The sequence below is a fragment of the Leclercia sp. W17 genome (assembly GCF_003336325.1).
GTDB lineage: Bacteria > Pseudomonadota > Gammaproteobacteria > Enterobacterales > Enterobacteriaceae > Enterobacter.
The window spans coordinates 3,731,151-3,756,995 of record NZ_CP031101.1 but is presented as its reverse complement, the minus strand read 5'-3'; the positions used below and the strand labels follow the sequence as shown (position 1 = coordinate 3,756,995).

Below are 25,845 nucleotides of genomic sequence, written 5' to 3'. Positions count from 1 at the left end.
GCCCCTTAGTGAGCGGTTTCCGCGTGGCTCATGTCCATGCCTTCCATACCTTCGTGCGAGTTGTGCTCGCCTTCAGGCTGGGTCACGTCCATGCTCTTGCCATGTCCCATAAATTTGCCAATGACATCTTTGAACAAATTCGGTTTCACGTTAGAGAAGTACTCCACTTTGTTGTATTCGCTAGGCGTTGCCACTTTTTCGAACGTAGCCATGTCAGACATGGTGTTCGGGGACTGTTTCGCTTTAGCGACCCACTGGTCGAAAGCGGCACGGTCAGGTGTGGCAATGGCTTTGAACTTCATACCAGAGAAGCCCGGACCACTGTAGCTGGCGGAGATACCGTCATAGGTGCCTGCTTCGTTGGCAATCAGGTGCAGGTTAGTCTGCATACCGGCCATCGCGTAAATCTGGCTGCCCAGACGCGGAATAAAGAAGGAGTTCATCACGGAGTTAGAGGTCACTTTGAACTCTACCGGAGTGTTCGCCGGGAAGGCGATTTCATTCACGGTAGCAATGCCCTGTTCCGGGTAGATGAAGAACCATTTCCAGTCCATGGAGACCACTTCGATGGTGATAGGTTTCTCATCGTGAACCAGCGGTTTGCTCGGCTCGAGCGAGTGAGTGGTTTTCCATGTCAGCACGGCAAGGAACAGGATGATCAGGATAGGCACCGTCCAGACCACAGCTTCCACTTTATTGGAGTGTGACCAGTTAGGGCTGTACTTTGCATCTTTGTTGCTCGCACGGTACTTCCAGGCGAAACCAATAGCCATCAAAATGGCAGGAATAACGACGATCATCATCAGGCCGAAAGCCGTCAGAATCAGGGAACGTTGTTCCAGTCCAATCTGTCCTTTGGGGTCCAGAAGCGCAGAATCACAGCCACTGAGTAATACAGTGCCTGCAATTAACGACAACCAGCCCAAACCTTTATTGTATTTCCTAAGTGTCATTTAACGACCTCAATTCCACGGGGACCTTGGTGGCGTTTAAAGTGTGGGGGCATTTTACGGGAAGGTTACATTACTGTAAACATCATTAGGACTGTGTCAGTAACGTGTTACCGGGTTCTGCCGGATAAGTCACACATGTTGCAAAGTATAGCCAATCCCGGACAGGAGGCCCGTCATACGCGGCTTATAACGAATCCAGTCCTGTCGGGAGGGGAAAGGGGGGAATTGGTATAACCATTGTGAAAAAGACACAAATAATTAACAAATAATTTGCAATAAAAAGACAATTAAAAAACGGAAAATTAATCTTTCGGTTGCTGAATCGGTTAAAGGAAAATAGGGTTTATTACCGCTTCCAATAATTTCCGGAATTCTAAGACGCACGAAACAACAAATATTATTTTGAAATGGACAGATTTATTTACCGTTATAATTTCACAAGGTGATTACAACGGCAAATAACCGTTTTTTATCATTTTACGCCGTTTGGGTTTTACGCATGGCCAGATAATCGAGAAGCGCACCGGTCACGATCCCGACCATCGCCAGCAGCGCACCCACATCAAGCAGCAGCAGAGTAAACGGCAGATCGAGGGTGGTCGTGGCATTCACGATCGCCACGACAAGCCACAGCGCCAGCATCAGACAGCCCGCCAGCAAGACTCTTAAGGCGAAGCGATAGGCGGACGGGTAGAGCGCCCTTTCCATAAAGTGTTCGGTTTGCTGGGTATATTCCAGCGAACGACGGCATATTAATAACAGGAGCAGCCCTGGAATGGCCGCAAACACAGAGAACAGATAGAACTCCGCCCAGCCGTGTGTTTCAACGAACCAGCCTGCGATAGGGCCAACATAGACGCGACCCACCGCAGAGAGCGCCGAGAGCAGGGCGAACTGCGTGGCGGAGAACGATTTATTGCACAGGGTCATCAGCAGCGCGACAAACGCGGCTGTCCCCATCCCACCACACAAGTTTTCGAAGAACACCGCCGTTGCCATGCTGAGCATATGCTTATCGGTGATGGAGAGCAGCCAGTATCCGGCGTTCGAAATCCCCTGCAGAATGCCGAAAATCAGCAGGGCACGAAACAGGCTTAAGCGCTGCATCAGCACGCCGCCGTAGAGCGCGCCGATAATGGTGGCAATCAGCCCCAGCGTTTTGTTAACGACCCCCACTTCACCAGCATCGAAGCCCACTCCGCGTATCAGGAAGGTCGTGGTCAGGCTCATCGCAAACGCATCGCCAAGTTTGTACAACACAATCAACAGCAGAATGAGCCAGGCGTTGTTACGGCCAAAAAAGTCACGCAACGGTTCAGCCACAGCCTGCTCAAGGGAGCGGGGGACCGGGATCACATCGCTCGGTTCCGGGGCAAGAATTGTGGCGATCATGCAGGGAATAAGCAGGACGGCCATCAGCCAGTACATCCCCTGCCAGCCGAGGTATCTGTCCGCCAGCCACAGGGCCAGCCCGCCTGAGACCAGCATGCCCAGACGGTAACCCAGCACGCTGATGGCGGCCCCGGCGCCGCGCTCTTCGGCTGAAAGCACGTCCGTTTTCCAGGCATCAAAAACGATATCCTGCGACGCAGAGCAGAAGGCGATCACCACCGCCAGCGCAGCCATCCAGCGCAGCTGTGACGCAGGCTCAAGGAAGCCCATGGCGGCAATCGCCAGCAGCAGCATCGCCTGGGTCATCAGCAACCAGCCACGACGCCTGCCGAGGAAAGGCGGCGTGTAGCGGTCCATCATTGGTGACCACAAAAACTTAAAGACATAGGCCTGACCGACCAGCGAGAAGAAGCCGATGGTTTTAAGATCGATATTTTCGACGGTCATCCACGCCTGGAGCGTGCCGGATGTCAGGGCAAGGGGTAAACCGGAGGCAAAACCGAGGATCAGCAAGATAGCTGATTTAGGCTGCTGGAAAATGCGTAAGTAATGACTGGACATGAGGTAATACTGACCCGACCGGTGGCCGGGTCAGCAGGCAGACTTAACGTGCGTTCTGCTTGATGAATTCGTGAATGCTGGTGTCCTGCGCCATATCGGCGATGGTGTCGGTCAGCACGCTGTTAACCGCGTTAGCAATGTTCTGGTTAGAGGCCTGGAACGCACCTTCAACAGAGTAGCTTGCACGGTAGTTTTTGTTCATCTTGTTGCCGTTCTTCGCGGTAGCGATGATGGCGATATCGGCTTTGGTGGCGATGTTATAGCGCACGTTGCCCTGAGAGACGTCAGCGTACAGGTTGTTGACGATGATCTGCAAATCCACCGCACCGCTTGGGCCGACCATATAACCGCGAGCGGTCATCTGCTTCTCAAGCACTTCCTGCAGCAGGAAACGCAGATCGCGGGAAGCGGTCAGGGTGACAACCTGGTTGTCGCGGGTGACTTTCGCCAGCGCCTGGTCGCGACGCTGGTCTGCGCCGTTAATGCTTACGGTCACGCCCATCAGGCTTGGATCCTGCTGTGGCAGGGTGATCTTTGGCGAAACATCAATGGTGGTTGGCGGGGTCGCGCAGCCAGCCAGCATAAACAGGGCGACTAAAGGGAAAAAGAGTTTTTTTAACATGTTCAGGCTCTCAACGAATCGTAAGCATATAGAGATAAAAATTGCCGCCATCATAACATCGCCAACGGCAAGGGGAAGTGGTCAACGCATGTAAATTCATCGCCTTGTCTGAAAACTGACCACCTGAAACGCTTTTCCGTTATTCGAACGACAAAACGACGCTTCCCTTATAGGACTTCATACGGTTGAATGAGAAAATCAGACGAAAGCTAAATTTTTGTTGTCTTGTTGTTATGCAAGCGGTAAAAGCGGCTAACATTTAAAGGGATGGGTGACATCTCAGCGTTGTCGGAGGAGTAATTTCATGATGATACGTGAACAGATTGAAGATAAGTTAAGGGCGGCGTTTGAACCTGTGTTCCTTGAAGTCGTCGACGAAAGCTATCGTCATAACGTACCGGCAGGCTCTGAGAGCCACTTTAAGGTGGTGCTGGTCAGTGACCGTTTCGCTGGCGAGCGTTTTCTCAACCGTCACCGTATGATTTACGGAACCTTGACGGAAGAGCTCTCGACCACGGTCCACGCGCTGGCGCTCCACACTTATACAATCAAAGAGTGGAAGGGATTACAGGATACGATTTTCGCATCGCCACCGTGCCGGGGAGCCGGAACGATCGCGTAATAAATCCTGTTTGCAACAGCAGGAGCTTTTCCAGTATGTTGCATAAAGATTACGTCAAAGCGGCCTGCGGGCCGTTTTGTTTTGTCCGGGTTTTGAGCAGGTGGCGCGATTTTAAGGCTAAAAATAGCCTTAATTTGTGAAAAAAGCCGCAGCAACATACGCCAACCGTTCTCGACTCACTAAAGTGATGCCGCTATAATGCCGCGTCTTAATGAATGTCTTCGGGATGATTCTGGCGACAGGGAATGTGAATCTGCTACAAGAGAGCATCCCGGTATTGCGAGGCAAATTCAGAGTTGACCGAGCACTGTGATTTTTTTGAGGTAACAAGATGCAAGTTTCAGTTGAAACCACTCAAGGCCTTGGCCGCCGTGTAACGATTACAATCGCTGCTGACAGCATCGAAAACGCTGTAAAAAGCGAGCTGGTCAACGTAGCGAAGAAAGTCCGTATTGACGGCTTCCGTAAGGGCAAAGTACCGATGAATGTCGTTGCTCAGCGTTATGGCGCTTCTGTTCGCCAGGACGTGCTGGGTGACCTGATGAGCCGCAACTTTGTTGACGCGATCATCAAAGAAAAAATCAACCCAGCCGGTTCCCCGACCTATGTTCCGGGTGAATACAAACTGGGCGAAGACTTCACCTACGCGGTAGAGTTCGAAGTCTATCCAGAAGTTGAGCTAAAAGGCCTGGAAACGATTGAAGTTGAAAAACCTGTCGTTGAAGTGACTGAAGCTGACGTTGACGGCATGCTGGACACCCTGCGTAAGCAGCAGGCGACCTGGAAAGATAAAGACGGCGCTGCTGACGCAGAAGACCGTGTCACCATCGACTTCACCGGCTCTGTAGACGGCGAAGAGTTCGAAGGCGGTAAAGCGTCTGACTTCGTACTGGCGATGGGCCAGGGTCGTATGATCCCAGGCTTCGAAGAGGGTATCAAAGGCCACAGCGCTGGCGAAGAGTTCACCATCGATGTAACCTTCCCGGAAGAGTACCACGCTGAAAACCTGAAAGGTAAAGCGGCTAAGTTCGCCATTACCCTGAAGAAAGTTGAAGACCGCGAACTGCCAGAACTGACTGAAGATTTCATCAAACGTTTCGGCGTTGAAGATGGTTCTGTTGAAGGTCTGCGTGCAGAAGTGCGTAAAAACATGGAACGCGAGCTGAAAGGCGCCGTGCGTAACCGCGTGAAGTCTCAGGCTATCGAAGGTCTGGTTAAAGCTAACGAGATCGAGATCCCGTCTGCGCTGATCGACAGCGAAATCGACGTTCTGCGCCGTCAGGCTGCACAGCGTTTCGGTGGCAACGAGAAGCAAGCGCTGGAACTGCCACGCGAGCTGTTCGAAGAGCAGGCTAAACGCCGCGTTGTCGTTGGTCTGCTGCTGGGCGAAGTGATCCGTACCCACGAGCTGAAAGCTGACGAAGAGCGCGTTAAAGGTCTGATCGAAGAGATGGCTTCTGCCTATGAAGATCCGTCAGAAGTTGTTGCTTTCTACGGCAGCAACAAAGAGCTGATGGAAAACATGCGCAATGTCGCCCTGGAAGAGCAGGCTGTTGAAGCGGTTCTGGCCAAAGCGAAAGTGTCCGAAAAAGCCACTTCTTTCAACGAACTGATGAACCAGCAGGCGTAATTCTGCCCGCTTTGTTTAAAGTTTGAGCAAAAAACCCGTTGCCTTTCGGCGGCGGGTTTTTTTTATCACAGTTATAAATCACGAAGCGTGATAAAACGCCTTTTCAGTGTTAGCGTTACAACAAAAGATTGTTATGCTTGAAATAGGGCTGAGCCATCCCCATTAGTGGGGAAGTAGTATTAAAGAGACTGGCTGATAATCCGTCCGCAAGGTTACAATCAGTACAGCAGGTATTTTCATTTTTTATCCAGGAGACGGAAATGTCATACAGTGGCGAACGAGATAACTTTGCACCCCATATGGCGCTGGTGCCAATGGTTATTGAACAGACCTCTCGCGGTGAACGTTCTTTTGATATCTACTCCCGTCTGCTTAAAGAACGCGTTATCTTCATGACCGGCCAGGTGGAAGACCACATGGCGAACCTGATCGTGGCGCAGATGCTGTTTCTGGAAGCGGAAAACCCGGAAAAAGACATTTACCTGTACATTAACTCCCCGGGTGGCGTTATCACCGCCGGGATGTCCATTTACGATACCATGCAGTTCATCAAGCCTGATGTGAGCACCATTTGTATGGGCCAGGCGGCATCGATGGGCGCATTCCTGCTGACCGCAGGGGCGAAAGGCAAGCGTTTTTGCCTGCCTAACTCGCGCGTTATGATCCACCAGCCGCTGGGCGGATACCAGGGCCAGGCGACAGACATTGAGATTCACGCCCGTGAAATTCTGAAAGTTAAAGGGCGCATGAATGAACTTATGGCTCACCACACGGGTCAATCACTTGAGCAGATCGAGCGTGATACCGAGCGCGATCGCTTCCTGTCCGCACCAGAGGCAGTTGAGTACGGCTTAGTCGACTCCATTTTGACCCATCGTAATTGATGCCCACGACGCGGGTGTGCCGCTATACTATGGTAGGGCGGCACTTTGCTTACGAGCAGCTTGCGTCTGAGAATGGCATTTGCGTCGTCATGTGCGGCACAAAGAACTTAAAAAGAGGTTTTGACTCATGACAGATAAACGCAAAGATGGATCGGGCAAACTGCTTTACTGCTCTTTTTGCGGCAAAAGCCAGCATGAAGTGCGCAAACTGATTGCCGGGCCATCCGTGTATATCTGCGACGAATGTGTCGACTTATGTAACGACATCATCCGCGAAGAGATTAAAGAAGTCGCACCACACCGTGAGCGCAGCGCGTTACCGACCCCGCATGAGATTCGTCATCATCTTGACGACTATGTCATCGGTCAGGAACAGGCGAAAAAAGTGCTGGCAGTGGCGGTGTACAACCACTACAAACGTCTGCGTAACGGGGATAACAGCAACGGCGTTGAGCTGGGCAAAAGTAACATTTTGCTGATCGGCCCAACCGGTTCCGGTAAAACCCTGCTGGCAGAAACCCTGGCACGTCTGCTGGATGTTCCATTTACTATGGCGGATGCCACCACCCTGACAGAAGCCGGTTATGTGGGTGAAGATGTGGAAAACATCATCCAGAAACTGCTGCAGAAATGTGATTACGATGTGCAGAAGGCACAGCGCGGTATCGTGTATATCGATGAGATCGATAAAATCTCGCGTAAATCCGATAACCCATCGATCACCCGTGACGTGTCCGGTGAAGGTGTGCAGCAGGCATTGCTGAAACTGATCGAAGGGACGGTTGCCGCGGTTCCACCGCAGGGCGGTCGTAAGCATCCTCAGCAGGAGTTCCTGCAGGTTGATACCTCCAAGATCCTGTTTATCTGTGGCGGCGCGTTTGCCGGCCTGGATAAAGTCATCGCTAACCGTGTTGAAACCGGCTCGGGTATTGGCTTTGGCGCCACCGTAAAAGCGAAGTCTGAAAAAGCGAAAGAGGGCGAGCTGCTGATGCAGGTTGAGCCAGAAGATCTGATCAAGTTTGGTCTGATCCCTGAGTTCATTGGTCGTCTGCCGGTTGTCGCCACGCTGACAGAACTGAGCGAAGATGCGCTGATTCAAATTCTGAAAGAGCCGAAAAACGCCCTGACCAAGCAGTATCAGGCGTTGTTCAATCTTGAAGGCGTTGAGCTGGAATTCCGCGACGAAGCGCTGGACGCAATTGCCAAGAAAGCGATGGCGCGTAAAACCGGTGCCCGTGGCCTGCGTTCTATTGTTGAAGCAGCCCTGCTCGATACCATGTACGACCTGCCTTCTCTGGAAGAGGTCGAGAAAGTGGTTATCGACGAGTCCGTGATTGCCGGTCAAAGCAAGCCGCTGCTGATTTACGGTACGCCGGAAGCGCAGCAGGCATCTGGCGAATAATTCACCAGAGCATACAAGTAGTTAATCAAAAAGGGGGGATTTAATCCCCCCTTTTATTTTTCCGTAAACATGGCGTTGAATGTGTGGGAAACATCCCCATATACTGGATTACATGTTAATGGTTATGTGAAGCACAGTCTCATGACCAGCTTACCAGGCGGACACTAAACTAAGAGAGAGCTCTATGAATCCTGAGCGTTCTGAACGCATTGAAATCCCCGTATTGCCGTTGCGCGATGTGGTGGTTTATCCGCACATGGTCATACCCTTATTTGTAGGGCGGGAAAAATCTATCCGTTGCCTTGAAGCCGCCATGGATCATGATAAAAAAATCATGCTGGTTGCGCAGAAAGAAGCATCAACGGATGAGCCGGGTGTAAACGATCTTTTCACCGTCGGGACCGTGGCCTCTATTTTACAAATGCTGAAGCTGCCTGATGGCACCGTCAAGGTGCTGGTCGAGGGGCTGCAGCGTGCGCGTATTACCACGCTATCTGACGATGGCGAACACTTCGCAGCAAAAGCCGAATACCTCGACTCACCTCAGCTGGACGAGCGTGAGCAGGAGGTGCTGGTTCGCACCGCGATCAGTCAGTTTGAAGGCTACATCAAGCTGAACAAAAAAATCCCACCAGAAGTGCTGACGTCGCTGAACAGCATCGACGATCCTGCACGTCTGGCAGACACCATCGCTGCACACATGCCGCTGAAGCTGGCGGACAAACAGTCCGTGCTGGAGATGTCCGACGTCAACGAGCGTCTGGAATACCTGATGGCGATGATGGAGTCTGAAATCGATCTGCTGCAGGTTGAGAAACGCATTCGCAACCGCGTGAAAAAGCAGATGGAGAAATCGCAGCGCGAGTACTATCTGAACGAGCAGATGAAGGCTATTCAGAAAGAGCTCGGCGAGATGGACGACGCGCCGGACGAAAACGAAGCGCTGAAGCGTAAGATCGACGCGGCGAAGATGCCAAAAGAGGCGAAAGAGAAAGCGGAAGCAGAGCTGCAGAAGCTGAAAATGATGTCTCCGATGTCGGCTGAAGCGACCGTTGTACGCGGCTATATCGAGTGGATGGTTCAGGTTCCGTGGAACGCCCGCAGCAAGGTCAAAAAAGACCTGCGTCAGGCCCAGGAGATCCTGGATACCGACCACTACGGTCTTGAGCGTGTCAAAGATCGCATCCTTGAGTATCTTGCGGTTCAGAGCCGTGTGAATAAGCTCAAGGGTCCAATTCTCTGCCTGGTCGGGCCGCCGGGGGTGGGTAAAACCTCTCTGGGGCAGTCCATTGCCAAAGCCACCGGTCGTAAATACATCCGTATGGCGCTGGGCGGCGTGCGTGACGAGGCGGAAATCCGCGGTCACCGCCGGACCTATATCGGCTCAATGCCGGGCAAACTGATCCAGAAGATGGCGAAAGTGGGCGTTAAAAACCCGCTGTTCCTGCTGGATGAGATCGACAAAATGTCGTCCGATATGCGTGGCGATCCGGCTTCTGCCCTGCTTGAAGTGCTGGATCCAGAGCAGAACGTGGCGTTTAGCGATCACTACCTGGAAGTGGACTACGACCTGAGCGATGTGATGTTCGTGGCGACCTCTAACTCCATGAACATCCCGGCACCGCTGCTGGATCGTATGGAAGTGATCCGTCTTTCTGGCTACACCGAAGACGAAAAGCTGAACATTGCCCGTCGTCACCTGCTGTCGAAGCAGATTGAACGTAACGCCCTGAAAGAGAGCGAACTGACAGTCGATGACAGCGCGATTATCGGCATCATTCGTTACTACACCCGTGAAGCGGGCGTGCGTAGCCTGGAGCGTGAAATCTCCAAGCTGTGTCGTAAAGCGGTTAAACAGCTGCTGCTCGATAAGTCGCTGAAGCACATTGAAATCACTGGCGACAACCTGCACGAATACCTCGGTGTTCAGCGCTACGACTATGGCCGAGCGGACAGCGAAAACCGCGTCGGACAGGTAACGGGTCTGGCATGGACGGAAGTGGGCGGCGATCTGCTGACCATTGAAACCGCCTGCGTACCGGGTAAAGGTAAGCTGACCTATACCGGCTCGCTGGGTGAAGTGATGCAGGAGTCCATTCAGGCTGCGCTGACCGTGGTGCGCGCGCGTGCGGAAAAACTGGGTATTAATCCGGACTTCTACGAAAAACGCGATATTCACGTTCATGTGCCGGAAGGGGCAACGCCGAAAGATGGCCCAAGCGCAGGTATTGCTATGTGTACCGCGCTGGTTTCTTGCCTGACCGGTAACCCGGTTCGTGCCGATGTGGCAATGACCGGTGAAATCACCCTGCGTGGCCAGGTATTGCCGATTGGTGGTTTGAAAGAGAAACTGCTGGCGGCACACCGCGGTGGCATTAAAACGGTCCTCATCCCGTATGAGAACAAGCGCGATCTGGAAGAGATTCCGGATAATGTTATCGCCGATCTGGAGATTCATCCGGTGAAACGTATTGAGGAAGTTCTGACACTTGCGTTGCAGAATGAGCCTTCAGGAATGCAGGTTGTGACCGCAAAATAGTGACCTCGCGCAAAGAGCGTCAATAAAAAAAAGGTTGGTAAGCTATTTCGGGCTTGCCAGCCTTTTTTTGTATAGCTAATTTAGATTGCTGATTGGGCTAGCCATCAACAACGGGTGTTGTAAGGTCATGGCAGGCCTGATATAACTGCTGCGCGGTCGCGTTGTGAAGGATTCAGACGCGATATAAATTATAAAGAGAGGAAGAGAAGAGTGAATAAATCTCAACTGATTGACAAAATTGCTGCGGGTGCTGACATCTCCAAAGCTGCGGCTGGACGTGCGTTAGATGCTTTGATTGCTTCTGTTACCGAATCTCTGCAGGCCGGGGACGACGTAGCGCTGGTAGGTTTTGGTACTTTTGCTGTTAAAGAGCGTGCTGCCCGTACTGGCCGCAACCCTCAGACCGGTAAAGAGATCACCATCGCTGCTGCTAAAGTTCCGGGCTTCCGTGCCGGCAAAGCGCTGAAAGACGCGGTAAACTGATCGCTTTCTTACTTCAGGGAAGTTGAAAAGTACAAGGGCGCATCATTTGATGTGCCTTTTTTGTTTGTCCAGACCTGATTTATGTGAGTTTATGCGAGTTGTGGGCTGACAATAGCCCCGGTTTCTTGTCACAATACGCCTTTACGCGCTGCGGTCAGGATTCCGCCAGCGTCAGGTCACCAGTCACCTACAGCGGAGTGTGGTTACACCATGATGGACAGCTTACGCACGGCTGCTAACAGTCTCGTGCTCAAGATTATTTTCGGTATCATTATCGTGTCGTTCATATTGACCGGCGTGAGCGGATACCTGATTGGCGGTAGTGCAAACTACGCCGCAAAAGTGAACGACCAGGAAATTAGCCGTGGGCAGTTTGAGAATGCATTTGCCGGTGAACGTAACCGCATGCAGCAACAGCTGGGCGATCGGTTCTCAGAACTGGCGGCGAACGAAGGGTACATGAAGAACCTGCGTCAGCAGACGCTGAACCGTCTTATCGATGAAGCGCTGCTGGATCAGTATGCCCGTGAACTGGGTCTGAGCATCAGCGATGACCAGGTGAAGAATGCGATTTTCGCGACCCCTGCTTTCCAGAATAACGGCAAATTCGATAACACCCGTTATACCGCCATCGTTAATCAGATGGGGATGACGCCGGATCAATACGCTCAGGCGCTGCGCAATCAGCTCACCACTCAGCAGCTTATTAACGCTGTTGTGGGCACCGACTTCATGCTTAAGGGCGAAGCGGACGAGCTGGCGACGCTGGTTGCTCAGCAGCGCGTCGTGCGCGAAGCCACTTTCGACGTTAACGCCCTGGCTGCGAAACAGCAGGCGAGCGACGAAGAGGTGAAAAGCTACTACGAGCAGAACAAAAACAACTTCACCGCCCCGGAACAGTTCCGCGTGAGCTACATCAAGCTGGATGCGGCTGCGATGCAGGAAAACGCCACCGATGCGGAGATCCAGTCTTACTACGATCAGCATCAGGATCAGTTCACTCAGCCACAGCGTAACCGTTACAGCGTGATCCAGACCAAAACGGAAGCTGACGCTAAAGCGGCGCTGGATGAGCTGAACAAAGGCACCGACTTTGCAACGGTCGCAAAAGAGAAGTCTACCGATATCATCTCTGCGAAAAACGGCGGTGACATGGGTTGGCTGGAAGAGGCGACCACCCCGGACGAGCTGAAAAATGCCGGCCTGAAAGAGAAAGGTCAACTTTCTGGCGTGATTAAATCTTCCGTCGGTTTCCTGGTGGCACGTCTGGATGATATCACCCCTGCGACAACCAAACCGCTGACTGACGTCCATGATGAGATCGCGGCGAAAGTGAAGCAGGAGAAAGCGCTGGATGGCTTCTATGCGTTGCAGCAGAAAGTGAGCGATGCGGCCAGCAATGACAACGAATCCCTGGCGGGTGCTGAGCAGGCTGCGGGCGCGAAAGCGGTCACCACCGGTTGGTTTGATCGTGACAACCTGCCGGAAGAGCTGAACTTCAAGCCAGTGGCGGATGCCATCTTCAGTGGCGGTCTGGTGGGCGAAAACGGCACCCCGGGCAGCAACTCCGACATCATCACCGTGGACGGCGACCGCGCCTTTGTTCTGCGTGTGAGTGAGCACAAGCCGGAGGCTGTTAAGCCGCTGGACGAGGTGAAAGATCAGATTACTGCGCTGGTGAAGCATAACAAAGCCGTTCAACAGGCGAAGCTGGATGCTGAAAAGCTGCTGGCTGAGCTGAAAGCCGGTAAAGGTGATGAAGCGCTGAAAGCGGCTGGCCTGAGCTTTGGTGAGGCGAAGACCCTGAGCCGTACCGGTCAGGATCCGATCAGCCAGGCGGCATTTACCCTGAGCCAGCCTGCGAAAGACAAACCGAGCTTTGGTATCGCCAACGATATGCAGGGCAACGTGGTGATTCTGGCGCTGGACGAAGTCAAAGCGGGCACCATGCCGGAAGCGCAGAAGAAAGCGATGGTTCAGGGTATCACCCAGAACAACGCGCAAATCGCTTTCGAAGCGTTGATGAGCAACCTGCGTAAAGAAGCCAAAATTAAGCTGGGCGATATCATCACTCAGCAGTAATTACGGCCCTGCTCGCAAACTTAAGCAACATACTGCAATACCAAAAGGCCGCTTTCGCGGCCTTTTCCATTTCTGCAATCTGCTGTTTGTTCCTGAAAAGCGGCCCGAATAAGGTAAGGGGGCTGTCAACAAACAAGGAGAAAACAGCATGAAACATGGAATCAAAGCCCTTTTTGTCACGCTTGCCATCGTAACGGCGGGGTTGAGCCAGAGCGCGCTGGCGGCACCCTCGGTCGCGAAAACGCAGGTCACACAAAGCAAATCTGAGCCGTCGGCCTCCGCCACGTCGTCACCGCAGTCGAAAGCCGTCGCGAGCAGCAATAATGGCGAAGAGGAAGGGGTGCGGGTCAGCATTAATTCTGCATCGGCAGAGGAGCTGGCAAAGGTGATGAATGGCGTAGGGATAAAGAAAGCCCAGGCGATCGTCAGTTACCGCGAAGAGTACGGTCCGTTTAAAACCCTGGACGATCTCCGGCAGGTTCCGGGTATGGGTGGGGCGCTGGTGGAACGTAATCTTGCGCATCTGATGCTGTAATAACTTGCACAGTGGCAAAAATTTGCCAGGATAAGGAGGTCATACCAGTTATGACCTCTGAATCTTATAAATAACAACTCTAAAGGCTATTGCGCTATGCAGACCCAAATCAAAGTACGCGGCTACCACCTGGATGTTTACCAACACGTTAATAACGCCCGTTATCTGGAGTTCCTCGAAGAGGCGCGCTGGGATGGACTGGAAAACAGCGACAGCTTTAAGTGGATGACCGAGCGTCGTATCGCTTTTGTGGTGGCGAACATCAATATCAACTATCGCCGTCCCGCAGTGCTCAGCGATCTACTCACCGTGACCAGCCAGCTACAGCAGTTAAACGGGAAAAGTGGGGTACTGAGTCAGGTGATCACCCTGGAGCCGGAAGGACAGGTGGTGGCAGATGCGTTAATTACCTTTGTCTGCATCGATCTGAAAACGCAGAAAGCGCTGCCGCTGGAGGGGGAGTTACGTGAGAAGCTGGAGCTGTTAATCAAATAACCCTGCTTCTAATGCCGGGCGAAGCGTCTTTCACCCGGCAGACCGCTCCGGTCAGTTAAGACCGGTTTTTTTCTTCAGAGCCGCCATCACCCCGGCTTTATCCGCCAGATAGTGATTCAGACCGTTGGCGCGCAGGTTACACGCCGCACACTGGCCGCAGCCATCGCCCTTGATGCCGTTGTAGCAGGTGAGCGTTTCGTTACGCACCAGATCCAGTTTGCCCCAGTAGTCGGCCAGCGCCCAGGTTTCGGCTTTATCGAGCCACATCAGCGGCGTTTCGAAGCGGATATCTTTGGCCATGCCGAGGTTCACGGCGTGGTTGAGGGCTTTTACAAACTCGTCGCGGCAGTCGGGATAGCCGGAAAAATCGGTTTCGCACACGCCAGTGATGATTGCCTCGGCTTTCACCTGGTAAGCATAGATGGCCGTCAGGGTCAGGAAGAGGATATTACGCCCCGGTACGAAGGTATTCGGGATCCCCTCGGCATCCGGTTCGTAGTCCGGCACCGGAATGCTGTCCCGGGTGAGGCTACTCACCGCCAGTTCATTCAGCAGAGTGACATCCAGCACCTTATGCGCCCGTGCGCCGAGTTTCACCGCCAGTTTCTGCGCGACCTCAATCTCTTCGCTATGGCGCTGACCATAGTCAAAAGTCACACAATGGACTTCATCATATTGCTGCAGAGCCTGAACCAGACAGGTCGTGGAGTCCTGGCCTCCACTGAACACGACAACGGCACGTTTCATTAATCTTCCCAACTTTGACGGTTAAAAACCTATGGTAACGTCTGCCCGTGGCGGCGACCAGCTTCTTCACGTTTTCGGCGCAGGCAGCCAGGCCTCGGTAAAGTCAAACCAGCCGCGCGGATTCAGGCGGATGCCGTTTACCCCCGGCGGAGCGCTGATTTGGTACTGATAGTTGAACAGGGGCGTCAGCACGCCACGCGCCATCAGACGGGAGTAAACCTCTTTCAGCGCCAGATGGCGGGCAGATGGGTCGGGCTGGGTCTGAACGGCATCCAGGGTCGCCATCAGGTGCGCAAATTCCGGTGCGCTGAGCAGATAAGGCCACAGGGCATCGCAGCGCAACCACTGCTCCAGGGTGTACTCTGGCGCCTCGCCAATTAACCTGTCCCCCATCATGATATCCGCCTCCGCCAGGGCGGTGCAGCCATCCCAGGTTTTAGCGTCATGAAACATCACTCTAAGCTGACATCCTTCCTGCGCCAGATAGCGTTTCAGCTGTTCCGCCATGGTATGCAACTCCACCGGCAGGTGATAAAGCAGAGTGAGCGTTTCCGGCAGAACGGTCTCCTGTTCCCGCGTCCACTGCGGGATTGACCAGCCTGGCAGCAACTCCTGGGTCGGCGTGATGAGATTTTCGTCCAGCGGCAGGGTATGCAGCAGCGACGTATGATGAATAATGTCGATCAGCCTGCGGGCCTGCGCCTCGCTTAAACGGTCGCTCTGTTTCAGCGTGAGGTAGCAAAAACCGAGGCTGATGCTGTTACTGACCGGCCGCAGGCTGGCAAGCTCCTCCGGCTCACCGATGGCAATCTGCACCGGATGACGACAGCTGGTGCCTAAATCCTGGTCAAAAAGCTGAGGCGTGATCCAGTATTCGATCGCTTTCAGTAGCGGATGCCCGAGATGGTACTGCTCGTGGCTTTCCAGCCGGACCAGATCCGCGTCGAAGATCGCCAGGCGAAACGGCCCGCTCCCGATTTGGGGCTGTTCAGGATGGGCAAGATGGCTGCAATAGCTTGCCAGCCGGTGCGCCAGCCAGTAGTCGGGTTGGTGTAATACAAAAGTCAGGCACTGAGGATGGGTGACCTCCATTTGCCTCACGCTGTTAAACAGCTTGCGCAGCGCGGGCAGGGTAAGCAGCTTCGCCAGCTGGCTCTGGAGCTGGGTTGCCTCGACTTTATCCCCGTTGTGCCAGTGCAGCGTGGAGCGAATGTAGAAATGCCAGCGCAGCCCGTCGGCTGAGATCTCCCAGTGATGCGCCAGATCGCCCACGGGTTCGCTGCGGGTATCGTCGAACCGGGTCAGTCCGGAAAAGATCTGTCCCACAAGATGCTGTTCAGCGCGGCCCGGCAGAAAACCAGGCTGGAGCGGATCGAGTGGACGGTAATAGGGAATGCGCAGCGTCGGGGTGTCATTCTGCCACTGCCCGCCGAGAAAAGGATGCAGCAGGGCACGCAGCGCCTGGGGTGCCAGTTGGGCCAGCGCCAGGGCGTTCTGCTGATGCCCGCTTTTCAGCGCCTCTTCCATCATCGCGTTACGTAACGATTCCGGCGTGACGTGGAAGCGCAGCTCGCCGCGCTTTCCGCGTCCGGACTGCGCATGCCAGCTGAGCCAGCCCGCCTCCTGGGCCTGACGCAGCAGGGTGCGGACATGCCGTTCACTGCAAAAACAGCGGCTCGCCAGCTCTGCCACGCTGACCTGCTGGGGCGCACCGGCAGAGGGTTGCCACAGTCGCTGGTACTGATTAAGTCGATTAAGCTGGCGCATCGTAAACCCGGAACAATAATTTCCATCTATTCAGTATTACTTCCGTATATACCAGGCAATACTGTTGCACAAGTTACCCCTTCACATTTTTGGAGTTCCCATGGCGCGGCTGGCGGCATTTGATATGGACGGCACCTTGTTAATGCCGGATCACCGTTTAGGTGATAAGACGCTGAGCGTGCTTAAGCGGCTGCGTGAGCGCGATATTACGCTCACCTTCGCCACGGGCCGTCATGTGCTGGAGATGCGCCATTTAATGGGGGCGCTCTCCCTCGACGCCTTTTTGATTACCGGCAACGGCACGCGCATTCACTCTCTGGAAGGGGATGTGCTTTATCGTCAGGATCTCGCCCCGGATGTAGCAGAACAGGTGCTGCACAGTACATGGGATACGCAGGCCAGCATTCACGTTTTTAACGATACCGGCTGGCTGACAGGCAAGGAAATTCCGGCGCTGCTGGAAGCGCACGTCTATAGCGGCTTCCAGTACCAGCTGACCGATCTGCGCCGTATCCCGGCCCATGCGGTGACCAAAATCTGTTTTTGTGGCGATCATGACGATCTGTGCCGCCTGCGCATTCAACTTAACGAGGCGCTGGGCAGTCGCGCGCATCTCACCTTCTCGGCCATAGATTGTCTGGAGGTGCTGCCGGTAGGGTGCAACAAAGGCTCCGCGCTGGCGGTGCTGAGCGAACATCTGGGCCTGAGCCTGCAGGAGTGTATGGCGTTTGGCGATGCGATGAACGATCGCGAGATGTTGGGCAGCGTGGGACGCGGCCTGATTATGGGCAATGCGATGCCACAGCTGATCGCCGAGCTGGCGCATTTACCGGTTATTGGACACTGCCGCAACGAGGCCGTGTCCCACTTCTTAACCCATTGGCTGGATACACCTGATCTTCCTTATTCCCCCGAATAGTGAGACCCTTCCAGCAAGCCAGACGAACGTCTGGCTTTTTTTTATTTTACCAGTCGGGTGATTTCCGCAAGCCATGGCGCCACATCACCAATATTCGCTTTCACCCATTCGGCATTGTAATAGGTCTCCAGATAGCGCTCACCGCTGTCGCACAGCAGCGTCACGACCGAGCCGGTTTGCCCTGCCTCACGCATCCGCGCGGCCAGCTGTAATGCCCCCCACATGTTGGTGCCGGTTGAGGCCCCCACCTTGCGGCCCAGCTGCGTTTCCAGCCAGAGGGCGGTGGCGACGCTCGCGGCATCCGGCACGCGGAGCATCTCGTCGACCACGTCCGGGATAAACGACGGTTCGACGCGCGGGCGGCCAATCCCTTCGATTTTGCTCCCCACCGGGCTGCGCAGGGCAGGATCGCGCTGCTGCCAGTAATCCAGGAATACGGAGTTCTGCGGATCCACGACCATAAGACGGGTATCGTAACCCTGGCAGCGAATATAGCGGCCAATAGTGGCCGAGGTGCCGCCGGTGCCCGCGCTCATCACGATATGGGCCGGTACCGGGTGGGGCTCATTCTGCATCTGGCGGAAGATACTGTCGGCAATGTTGTTATTGCCGCGCCAGTCGGTGGCCCGCTCTGCGAAGGTAAACTGATCCATATAGTGGCCGTTCAGCTCCCGGGCCAGCATCTCTGAGGCGGCATAAATTTCACAGGCGCTTTCCACAAAGTGGCAGCGACCACCGTAAAATTCGATCTGTTCGATTTTGCGTTTTGCCGTACACGACGGCATAACGGCGATAAATGGCAGGCCGAGCAGGCGAGCGAAATAGGCCTCGGAAACGGCGGTGGAACCGGAGGAGGATTCAATAATGGTGGTGCCTTCATTGATCCAGCCGTTACACAGCCCATACAGGAACAGCGAGCGCGCCAGACGGTGCTTCAGGCTGCCGGTGGGGTGGGTGCTTTCATCTTTCAGATAGAGCTGGATACCTGGAAAACCGGGCAGGGCAAGGCGAATAAGGTGTGTGTCCGCCGAGCGCTGATAGTCGGCGTTAATTTCACTGATGGCGTTTTTAACCCAGGTGCTATTCATCGAAGTTATCCATTTGTCATTTTGTGCCCAGCATAGCGAAAAGCACAGAAAAAATTGTTGCTATCTGGCCTTTAAAATAGAATGTAAGGAGAAAAATTTTCTCTGCGGGGTGGTTATGCTAGATAAAATTGACCGTAAGCTGCTCTCCTTACTGCAAAGCGACTGCACCCTCTCTTTGCAGGCGCTGGCGGATGCCGTTAATCTGACCACCACGCCCTGCTGGAAACGCCTGAAACGACTCGAAGACGAAGGCATATTGCTGGGGCGTGTGGCGCTGCTCGATCCCGAAAAACTGGGGCTTGGCCTGACCGCGTTTGTGCTGATAAAAACGCAGCACCACAGTAGCGACTGGTACTGCGGATTCGTCAGCGTGGTCTCACAGATGCCGGAAGTGCTGGGCTTCTGGCGCATGGCGGGCGAATATGACTACCTGATGCGCGTACAGGTAGCAGACATGAAGCGCTATGATGACTTCTATAAACGGCTGGTCAACAGCGTGCCGGGTCTGTCGGATGTCACCTCCAGCTTTGCGATGGAACAGATAAAATACACCACCGCCTTACCCATTGAATAACCCGGAATACAATCCTCAGGAAAAGACCGCGTGCGATTATTTGCTCAGTTAAGCTGGTACTTTCGCCGGGAGTGGCAACGCTACCTCGGTGCAGTCGCCCTGCTTATTATTATTGCCATTCTGCAGCTTATCCGGCCAAAAGTGGTGGGCTACGTTGTGGATGGCGTTACGGAACAGCATTACACCACCGCACGGGTGATGATGTGGATCGGCACGCTGGTCCTGACGGCGGTGGTGGTCTACCTGCTACGCTATGTCTGGCGCGTACTGTTATTCGGTGCGTCATACCAGCTTGCCGTCGAGCTGCGGGAAGATTTTTACCGCCAGCTCAGCCGCCAGCATCCGGAGTTTTATCTGCGTCACCGCACCGGCGACCTGATTGCCCGCGCCACCAATGACGTGGATCGCGTGGTCTTTGCCGCCGGGGAAGGGGTATTGACCCTCGTGGACTCGCTGGTGATGGGCTGCGCGGTGCTGATCGTCATGTCGACCCAAATCAGCTGGCAGTTAACCCTGCTGGCGCTGCTGCCGATGCCGCTGATGGCCCTGGCGATCAAACGCTACGGCGACCAGCTTCACCAGCGCTTCAAGCTGGCGCAGGCGGCGTTCTCCACTCTTAACGACCGCACCCAGGAGAGCCTGACCAGTATCCGGATGATCAAAGCCTTTGGCCTGGAGGATCGTCAGTCGGCGCTGTTTGCCGCCGACGCGGCGGATACCGGGGCCAAAAACCTGCGCGTCGCCCGGATTGACGCCCGTTTTGATCCCACGATTTATATCGCCATCGGCACCGCTAACCTGCTGGCCATTGGCGGCGGGAGCTGGATGGTGATTAACGGCTCGCTGACGCTCGGACAGCTGACCAGCTTTGCCATGTATCTGGGGCTGATGATCTGGCCGATGCTGGCCCTGGCCTGGATGTTCAATATTGTCGAGCGCGGCAGTGCGGCCTACAGCCGGATCCGCGCCATGCTCGCCGAAGCGCCGGTGGTCAACGACGGTAGCGAGACGGTACCGAACGGACGCGGCGAGCTGAATGTCGCCGTCCGCGCCTTTAGCTATCCACAGACGGAACAGGTGACGCTCGAAAACGTCCACTTTACGCTGCAACCGGGGCAGATGCTGGGCATCTGCGGCCCAACAGGCGCCGGGAAGAGCACCATTCTGTCGCTAATCCAGCGTCACTTCGATATCCCTCAGGGTGAGATCCGCTTCCACGATATTCCGCTGCCGCAGCTGCGGCTGGATAGCTGGCGCAGCCGCCTTGCGGTGGTGAGCCAGACGCCGTTCCTCTTCTCCGATACCGTCGCGAATAATATTGCGCTGGGTTGTCCGCACGCCACACGCGAGGAGATCGAGCACGTTGCGCGTCTCGCCAGCGTCCATGACGATATCCTGCGCCTGCCGCAGGGCTATGAAACCGAAGTGGGCGAACGCGGCGTAATGCTGTCGGGCGGGCAGAAGCAACGTATTTCCATCGCCCGTGCGCTGCTGCTGAATGCCGAAATTCTGATCCTCGACGATGCCCTTTCTGCCGTCGATGGCCGTACTGAACATCAGATCCTGCATAACCTGCGACAGTGGGGGGAGGGGCGCACGGTGATCATCAGCGCCCATCGTCTCTCGGCCCTGACCGAGGCGAGTGAAATTCTGGTGATGCAGCACGGACACATTGCCCAGCGCGGGCAGCATGAGCAGCTGGCGGAACAGCCGGGCTGGTATCGCGATATGTACCGTTATCAACAACTGGAAGCGGCGCTGGATGAGGTGCCGGAAACGGACGAGGAGGCCGCCGATGCGTAGTTTTTCCCAGCTGTGGCCTACCCTGAAGCGCCTGCTGGCGTATGGCTCGCCGTGGCGTAAGCCGCTGACGCTGGCGGTGGTGCTACTGTGGATTGCGGCGATAGCTGAAGTGACCGGGCCGCTGCTGATCAGCTATTTCATCGATAACATGGTGGCGAAAAACTATCTGCCGCTCGGTTTAGTTACCGGGCTGGCGGTGGCTTATGTCGGGCTACAGTTGCTGGCGGCGGGGCTGCACTACGCCCAGTCGCTGCTCTTCAACCAGGCTGCCGTGGGGGTGGTGCAGCAGTTGCGCACCGACGTGATGGACGCCGCGCTGCGCCAGCCGCTGAGCGCGTTCGATACCCAGCCTGTCGGGCAGATTATCTCCCGCGTGACTAACGATACGGAAGTGATCCGCGATCTCTATGTCACGGTGGTGGCGACGGTGCTGCGCAGCGCCGCCCTGGTCGGCGCCATGCTGGTGGCGATGTTCAGCCTGGAGTGGCGCATGGCGCTGGTGGCGATGGCGATTTTCCCGGCGGTGATGATTGTGATGATCATCTACCAGCGCTACAGCACACCGATTGTGCGCCGGGTGCGAACCTATCTGGCAGATATCAACGATGGCTTTAACGAGGTCATCAATGGCATGAGCGTGATTCAGCAGTTCCGTCAGCAGGCGCGCTTTGGCGAGCGGATGGGCGAGGCCAGCCGCTCACACTACATGGCTCGCATGCAGACCCTGCGTCTGGACGGTTTCCTGCTGCGCCCGCTGTTAAGCCTCTTTTCGGCGCTGGTGCTGTGCGGGTTGCTGATGCAGTTTGGCTTTGCCGCCCGTGGCACCATCGAAGTGGGGGTACTTTATGCCTTTATCAGCTATCTGGGCCGTCTTAATGAGCCGCTGATTGAACTTACTACCCAGCAGTCGATGTTGCAGCAGGCGGTTGTTGCCGGTGAGCGCGTTTTTGAGCTGATGGATCGCCCGCGCCAGGCCTATGGCGATGACGAGCGCGAGCTGCAAAGCGGGGCGATCGAATTTGATCAGGTCTCCTTTGCCTATCGCGACGATCGTCTGGTATTGCAGGATATCAACCTGACGGTGCCGTCCCGAAGCTTTGTCGCGCTGGTGGGGCATACCGGCAGCGGTAAAAGTACCCTCGCCAGCCTGCTGATGGGCTACTACCCGCTCACCGAAGGTGAAATTCGTCTGGATGGGCGCCCGCTCTCGACCCTGAGCCACGCCGTGTTGCGTAAAGGGGTGGCGATGGTGCAGCAGGATCCGGTGGTGCTGGCCGACACCTTCTATGCCAACGTGACGCTGGGACGGCCATTTAGCGAAGAGCAGGTGTGGGACGTGCTGGAGAAAGTACAGCTGGCGGAGCTGGCCCGCGGCCTGCACGACGGTATCCATACCCGGCTGGGCGAGCAGGGGAATAACCTGTCAGTCGGACAAAAGCAGCTATTAGCGCTGGCCCGGGTGTTGATCGATACACCGCAGGTGCTCATCCTCGATGAAGCCACCGCCAGCATCGATTCCGGCACCGAGCAGGCTATCCAGCAGGCGCTGGCGGCGGTACGCGAGCACACCACTCTGGTGGTGATTGCCCACCGTCTGTCGACCATAGTTGAGGCAGATACCATTCTGGTGCTTCACCGCGGCCAGGCGGTTGAGCGCGGCACCCATAAGCAACTGCTTGAGGCGAAAGGGCGTTACTGGCAAATGTATCAACTGCAGCTCGCTGGCGAAGAGCTGGCCGCCAGCGCGCGGGAGGAGTCCCTCAGCGCCTGATGCACTAAAATTAAGCAACCTGCCAGCCGCTGAATCGGTTGGTGCAAAAATGAAACGCACCCTGCACTGTCATGGTGCGTTTTTTTTCGCCATCTATCGCGATGCCTCGTATTCACGCCCTTTTCAATTTTGGCACACCCCTTGCAATACCTCCTTCGTTAGCTCGCCAAAACCGAATTCTGACTGGAGGGGATATATGAAGCTGGTTACCGTGGTAATCAAACCATTCAAGCTCGAAGACGTGCGTGAAGCACTCTCTTCAATGGGTATTCAAGGGCTGACCGTCACCGAGGTGAAAGGCTTTGGTCGACAGAAGGGGCATGCGGAGCTCTACCGTGGCGCAGAATATAGCGTTAACTTTCTGCCAAAGGTGAAGATTGACGTGGCGATTGCCGACGATCAGCTGGATGAAGTCATCGACGTGATTAGCAAAGCAGCCTACACCGGCAAAATTGGCGACGGCAAAATTTTCGTTGCTGAGCTGCAACGCGTTATTCGCATTCGTACAGGCGAAGCCGACGAAGCGGCACTGTAAAACAGCAGGCACACAGTGATAGGGATCGAGAAAATGAACACAACAACACTTAAAGCAGGTCTGGGGTCTCTGGCGCTGTTGCCGGGGCTGGCAATGGCTGCACCCGCGGTAGCAGACAAAGCCGATAACGCCTTTATGATGATTTGCACCGCGCTGGTGCTGTTTATGACCATTCCGGGGATCGCGCTCTTCTACGGCGGCCTGATCCGCGGCAAAAACGTCCTCTCCATGCTCACCCAGGTGACGGTGACCTTTGCGCTGGTTTGTGTGCTGTGGGTGGTTTACGGCTACTCGCTGGCCTTCGGAGAGGGCAACGCCTTCTTCGGCAGCTTTAACTGGGCGATGCTGAAAAATATCGAGCTGACCGCGGTCATGGGCAGCTTCTATCAGTACATCCACGTGGCGTTCCAGGGCTCATTCGCCTGTATCACCGTCGGGCTGATTGTCGGGGCGCTGGCGGAACGTATCCGCTTCTCCGCCGTGCTGATCTTCGTGGTGGTATGGCTCACGCTCTCCTACGTGCCGGTGGCGCATATGGTCTGGGGCGGCGGCCTGTTGGCTTCTCATGGCGCGCTGGACTTTGCGGGCGGTACCGTTGTGCATATCAACGCCGCGGTAGCGGGGCTGGTGGGGGCTTACCTGATCGGCAAACGCGTCGGTTTCGGCAAAGAGGCGTTCAAACCGCACAACCTGCCGATGGTCTTTACCGGCACCGCGATCCTCTACTTCGGCTGGTTTGGCTTTAACGCTGGCTCCGCAAGCGCAGCAAATGAAATCGCGGCGCTGGCCTTCGTGAATACCGTTGTGGCGACAGCGGGCGCTATCCTCTCCTGGATCTTTGGCGAGTGGGCGGTACGCGGCAAGCCTTCGCTGCTGGGTGCCTGTTCCGGTGCCATTGCCGGTCTGGTGGGCATCACCCCGGCCTGTGGCTTCGTTGGTGTCGGTGGCGCGCTGATCATCGGTATCGTGGCGGGTTTGGCCGGTCTGTGGGGCGTGACGGCGCTGAAACGTGTTCTGCGTGTGGACGATCCGTGTGATGTCTTTGGCGTGCATGGCGTGTGCGGCATCATCGGCTGCATCATGACCGGCTTCTTCGCCTCAACGTCCCTTGGCGGCGTGGGTTATGCGGAAGGCGTGACCATGGGTCACCAGGTTCTGGTTCAGTTGGAAAGTATCGCCATCACGGTGGTCTGGTCGGGTGTTGTGGCCTTTATCGGCTACAAACTGGCGGACATGACGGTGGGGCTGCGCGTACCGGAAGAGCAGGAGCGCGAAGGTCTGGACGTCAACAGCCACGGCGAGAACGCATACAACGCGTAAAATTAAAGTATTGCCCGGTGGCGCTACGCTTACCGGGCCTACGGATTGTGCTTTTGTAGGCCGGGTAAGGCGAAGACGCCACCCGGCTTTTTCATATCAGCCGCGGTTGCGCATCACTCCTTCCTGCACCGTAGAAGCGACCAGCACGCCATCCTGGGTATAAAACTCACCACGAACAAACCCGCGGGCGCTCGACGCCGAGGTACTCTCCACGCTGTACAGCAGCCAGTCGTTCATATCAAACGGACGGTGGAACCACATCGAATGGTCGATAGTGGCAACCTGCATCCCTTTCTCAAGGAAGCCCACACCATGTGGCTGCAGGGCAACCGGCAGGAAGTTGAAGTCGGAGGCATAACCGAGCAGATATTGATGCACGCGGAAATCTTCCGGCATCGCGCCGTTCGCGCGGATCCAGACCTGACGGGCAGGCTCGGCGATATGACCCTTCATTGGGTTATGGAACTCAACCGGGCGGATCTCCAGTGGTTTATCGCAAAGAAACTTCTCTTTAACCTGCGGGGGCAGCAGATGCGCCAGCGCACGGGCAATGTCCGTCTCGGAACGCAACGCGTCAGGCGCGGGGGCAGGGGGCATCGCTTTCTGATGCTCATAGCCCGGCTCCGGCGCCTGGAATGAGGCGGTCATGTAAAAGATTGGCTTGCCGTTTTGCACCGCCGCCACGCGGCGGGCGCTGAAACTGGTGCCGTCGCGCAGGACTTCAACGTCATACACGATCGGTTTCTGGCTGTCGCCAGGGCGCAGAAAATAGCTGTGAAAGGAGTGCACAAAGCGCTCCTGAGGTACGGTCTCTTTTGCAGCGTAGAGGGCTTGTCCCACAACCTGGCCGCCGAAAACCTGGCGTAATCCCAGATCTTCGCTTTGTCCCCGAAAGAGTCCTTCTTCAATTTTTTCCAGGTTTAATAATGTCAGCAGATTGCTTAGTGCCTGACTCATAGTCGTCCTCAATTAACACGCCGTGGCGAAAGATACGCAGAGTATAACGCAGAAATGCAAGTGGTCCGATGGGTGCAATAATCTGAATAACAGGGGGATTCCAGGCATAAATAATTGATCTGTGCCACACTTAGTCTCGTTATCTTTATGTTAACCACTCATCT

At 55.2% G+C, this 25,845-nt stretch carries 22 protein-coding genes; 15 read left to right on the top strand and 7 right to left on the bottom strand.

Going from position 1 to position 25,845, the window contains the following annotated elements; translation table 11 throughout:
- Positions 1-5 precede the first annotated feature (5 nt).
- From cyoA to DVA44_RS18635, 3 genes are all read right to left on the bottom strand, one after another.
- A complete protein-coding gene (gene cyoA / locus DVA44_RS18645; RefSeq protein WP_103824041.1) occupies positions 6-953 on the bottom strand; it encodes a cytochrome o ubiquinol oxidase subunit II in 948 nt (315 codons plus the stop codon).
- Positions 954-1,430: 477 nt separating this feature from the next.
- Entirely contained in the window at positions 1,431-2,906 is a 1,476-nt protein-coding gene (ampG, locus tag DVA44_RS18640) for a muropeptide MFS transporter AmpG (protein ID WP_114387782.1), read from the bottom strand.
- Between the two features lie 43 nt (positions 2,907-2,949).
- Positions 2,950-3,528, bottom strand: coding sequence for a lipoprotein (locus DVA44_RS18635; RefSeq protein ID WP_103178480.1), 579 nt, complete (start codon positions 3,526-3,528; stop codon positions 2,950-2,952).
- Positions 3,529-3,832: 304 nt separating this feature from the next.
- Between DVA44_RS18635 and bolA the strand changes: the two genes are divergently transcribed.
- From bolA to DVA44_RS18590, 9 genes are all read left to right on the top strand, one after another.
- Positions 3,833-4,150 (top strand): transcriptional regulator BolA, encoded by a 318-nt coding sequence (gene bolA / locus DVA44_RS18630; RefSeq protein WP_039032378.1) that lies wholly within the window; start codon positions 3,833-3,835, stop codon positions 4,148-4,150.
- A 331-nt stretch (positions 4,151-4,481) separates the two neighbouring features.
- Positions 4,482-5,780 (top strand): trigger factor, encoded by a 1,299-nt coding sequence (gene tig / locus DVA44_RS18625; protein ID WP_103824043.1) that lies wholly within the window; start codon positions 4,482-4,484, stop codon positions 5,778-5,780.
- Positions 5,781-6,040: 260 nt separating this feature from the next.
- Positions 6,041-6,664, top strand: a complete 624-nt coding sequence (clpP, locus tag DVA44_RS18620) for an ATP-dependent Clp endopeptidase proteolytic subunit ClpP (protein ID WP_032616835.1) — start codon at positions 6,041-6,043, stop codon at positions 6,662-6,664.
- Positions 6,665-6,791: 127 nt separating this feature from the next.
- Complete coding sequence (clpX, locus tag DVA44_RS18615) at positions 6,792-8,066, top strand: ATP-dependent protease ATP-binding subunit ClpX (protein ID WP_103178482.1); 1,275 nt, start codon at positions 6,792-6,794, stop codon at positions 8,064-8,066.
- A gap of 184 nt (positions 8,067-8,250) precedes the next feature.
- On the top strand, positions 8,251-10,605 hold the full coding sequence (gene lon, locus DVA44_RS18610; protein WP_103824044.1) for an endopeptidase La: 2,355 nt from the start codon (positions 8,251-8,253) through the stop codon (positions 10,603-10,605).
- A gap of 210 nt (positions 10,606-10,815) precedes the next feature.
- Entirely contained in the window at positions 10,816-11,088 is a 273-nt protein-coding gene (hupB, locus tag DVA44_RS18605) for a nucleoid-associated protein HU-beta (protein ID WP_002444653.1), read from the top strand.
- A 210-nt stretch (positions 11,089-11,298) separates the two neighbouring features.
- A complete protein-coding gene (ppiD, locus tag DVA44_RS18600) occupies positions 11,299-13,170 on the top strand; it encodes a peptidylprolyl isomerase (protein WP_114387781.1) in 1,872 nt (623 codons plus the stop codon).
- 148 nt (positions 13,171-13,318) lie between these two features.
- On the top strand, positions 13,319-13,705 hold the full coding sequence (locus tag DVA44_RS18595) for a helix-hairpin-helix domain-containing protein (RefSeq protein WP_114387780.1): 387 nt from the start codon (positions 13,319-13,321) through the stop codon (positions 13,703-13,705).
- Between the two features lie 96 nt (positions 13,706-13,801).
- Positions 13,802-14,200 carry a YbgC/FadM family acyl-CoA thioesterase gene (locus DVA44_RS18590; protein WP_114387779.1) on the top strand — a complete coding sequence of 133 codons (399 nt, stop codon included), beginning with the start codon at positions 13,802-13,804 and terminating at the stop codon, positions 14,198-14,200.
- Positions 14,201-14,251: 51 nt separating this feature from the next.
- Here DVA44_RS18590 and queC read toward each other — a convergent pair whose 3' ends face one another.
- Entirely contained in the window at positions 14,252-14,947 is a 696-nt protein-coding gene (gene queC / locus DVA44_RS18585) for a 7-cyano-7-deazaguanine synthase QueC (protein ID WP_103178487.1), read from the bottom strand.
- A gap of 66 nt (positions 14,948-15,013) precedes the next feature.
- Entirely contained in the window at positions 15,014-16,714 is a 1,701-nt protein-coding gene (locus DVA44_RS18580; protein ID WP_114387778.1) for an SgrR family transcriptional regulator, read from the bottom strand.
- A 100-nt stretch (positions 16,715-16,814) separates the two neighbouring features.
- On the opposite strand from DVA44_RS18580, the gene cof reads away from it, so the two are divergent.
- Positions 16,815-17,633, top strand: a complete 819-nt coding sequence (gene cof / locus DVA44_RS18575) for an HMP-PP phosphatase (protein WP_103824050.1) — start codon at positions 16,815-16,817, stop codon at positions 17,631-17,633.
- 41 nt (positions 17,634-17,674) lie between these two features.
- Here the strand turns inward: cof and DVA44_RS18570 are convergent, their stop codons facing one another.
- Positions 17,675-18,721, bottom strand: a complete 1,047-nt coding sequence (locus DVA44_RS18570; protein ID WP_114387777.1) for a PLP-dependent cysteine synthase family protein — start codon at positions 18,719-18,721, stop codon at positions 17,675-17,677.
- 115 nt (positions 18,722-18,836) lie between these two features.
- Between DVA44_RS18570 and DVA44_RS18565 the strand changes: the two genes are divergently transcribed.
- From DVA44_RS18565 to amtB, 5 genes are all read left to right on the top strand, one after another.
- Positions 18,837-19,295: an Lrp/AsnC family transcriptional regulator gene (locus DVA44_RS18565; protein WP_168194496.1), complete on the top strand. Its 459-nt coding sequence runs from the start codon at positions 18,837-18,839 to the stop codon at positions 19,293-19,295.
- Between the two features lie 30 nt (positions 19,296-19,325).
- The gene (locus DVA44_RS18560; protein WP_114387776.1) at positions 19,326-21,098 is read left to right on the top strand and encodes a SmdA family multidrug ABC transporter permease/ATP-binding protein; all 1,773 of its coding nucleotides are present in this window, start codon (positions 19,326-19,328) and stop codon (positions 21,096-21,098) included.
- The gene (locus DVA44_RS18555) at positions 21,091-22,869 is read left to right on the top strand and encodes a SmdB family multidrug efflux ABC transporter permease/ATP-binding protein (RefSeq protein ID WP_114387775.1); all 1,779 of its coding nucleotides are present in this window, start codon (positions 21,091-21,093) and stop codon (positions 22,867-22,869) included. Before DVA44_RS18560 ends, DVA44_RS18555 begins: the two co-directional genes overlap by 8 nt.
- Before the next feature lie 196 nt (positions 22,870-23,065).
- Complete coding sequence (gene glnK / locus DVA44_RS18550) at positions 23,066-23,404, top strand: P-II family nitrogen regulator (RefSeq protein WP_032616849.1); 339 nt, start codon at positions 23,066-23,068, stop codon at positions 23,402-23,404.
- Between the two features lie 33 nt (positions 23,405-23,437).
- A complete protein-coding gene (amtB, locus tag DVA44_RS18545) occupies positions 23,438-24,724 on the top strand; it encodes an ammonium transporter AmtB (RefSeq protein WP_032616850.1) in 1,287 nt (428 codons plus the stop codon).
- Between the two features lie 96 nt (positions 24,725-24,820).
- On the opposite strand, the gene tesB is transcribed toward amtB, so the two are convergent.
- Complete coding sequence (gene tesB, locus DVA44_RS18535; protein ID WP_114387774.1) at positions 24,821-25,681, bottom strand: acyl-CoA thioesterase II; 861 nt, start codon at positions 25,679-25,681, stop codon at positions 24,821-24,823.
- Between the last annotated feature and the right edge of the window lie 164 nt (positions 25,682-25,845).

What these genes read in the sequence shown, in the direction of transcription:
- cyoA (WP_103824041.1), bottom strand. Translation starts at nt 953, where the DNA reads ATGACACTTAGGAAATACAATAAAGGTTTGGGCTGGTTGTCGTTAATT.
- glnK (WP_032616849.1), top strand. Translation starts at nt 23,066, where the DNA reads ATGAAGCTGGTTACCGTGGTAATCAAACCATTCAAGCTCGAAGACGTG.
- ppiD (WP_114387781.1), top strand. Translation starts at nt 11,299, where the DNA reads ATGATGGACAGCTTACGCACGGCTGCTAACAGTCTCGTGCTCAAGATT.
- DVA44_RS18555 (WP_114387775.1), top strand. Translation starts at nt 21,091, where the DNA reads ATGCGTAGTTTTTCCCAGCTGTGGCCTACCCTGAAGCGCCTGCTGGCG.
- ampG (WP_114387782.1), bottom strand. Translation starts at nt 2,906, where the DNA reads ATGTCCAGTCATTACTTACGCATTTTCCAGCAGCCTAAATCAGCTATC.
- DVA44_RS18595 (WP_114387780.1), top strand. Translation starts at nt 13,319, where the DNA reads ATGAAACATGGAATCAAAGCCCTTTTTGTCACGCTTGCCATCGTAACG.
- tesB (WP_114387774.1), bottom strand. Translation starts at nt 25,681, where the DNA reads ATGAGTCAGGCACTAAGCAATCTGCTGACATTATTAAACCTGGAAAAA.
- clpP (WP_032616835.1), top strand. Translation starts at nt 6,041, where the DNA reads ATGTCATACAGTGGCGAACGAGATAACTTTGCACCCCATATGGCGCTG.
- DVA44_RS18635 (WP_103178480.1), bottom strand. Translation starts at nt 3,528, where the DNA reads ATGTTAAAAAAACTCTTTTTCCCTTTAGTCGCCCTGTTTATGCTGGCT.
- cof (WP_103824050.1), top strand. Translation starts at nt 16,815, where the DNA reads ATGGCGCGGCTGGCGGCATTTGATATGGACGGCACCTTGTTAATGCCG.
- lon (WP_103824044.1), top strand. Translation starts at nt 8,251, where the DNA reads ATGAATCCTGAGCGTTCTGAACGCATTGAAATCCCCGTATTGCCGTTG.
- queC (WP_103178487.1), bottom strand. Translation starts at nt 14,947, where the DNA reads ATGAAACGTGCCGTTGTCGTGTTCAGTGGAGGCCAGGACTCCACGACC.
- bolA (WP_039032378.1), top strand. Translation starts at nt 3,833, where the DNA reads ATGATGATACGTGAACAGATTGAAGATAAGTTAAGGGCGGCGTTTGAA.
- DVA44_RS18570 (WP_114387777.1), bottom strand. Translation starts at nt 18,721, where the DNA reads ATGAATAGCACCTGGGTTAAAAACGCCATCAGTGAAATTAACGCCGAC.
- DVA44_RS18565 (WP_168194496.1), top strand. Translation starts at nt 18,837, where the DNA reads ATGCTAGATAAAATTGACCGTAAGCTGCTCTCCTTACTGCAAAGCGAC.
- DVA44_RS18590 (WP_114387779.1), top strand. Translation starts at nt 13,802, where the DNA reads ATGCAGACCCAAATCAAAGTACGCGGCTACCACCTGGATGTTTACCAA.
- amtB (WP_032616850.1), top strand. Translation starts at nt 23,438, where the DNA reads ATGAACACAACAACACTTAAAGCAGGTCTGGGGTCTCTGGCGCTGTTG.
- tig (WP_103824043.1), top strand. Translation starts at nt 4,482, where the DNA reads ATGCAAGTTTCAGTTGAAACCACTCAAGGCCTTGGCCGCCGTGTAACG.
- clpX (WP_103178482.1), top strand. Translation starts at nt 6,792, where the DNA reads ATGACAGATAAACGCAAAGATGGATCGGGCAAACTGCTTTACTGCTCT.
- DVA44_RS18580 (WP_114387778.1), bottom strand. Translation starts at nt 16,714, where the DNA reads ATGCGCCAGCTTAATCGACTTAATCAGTACCAGCGACTGTGGCAACCC.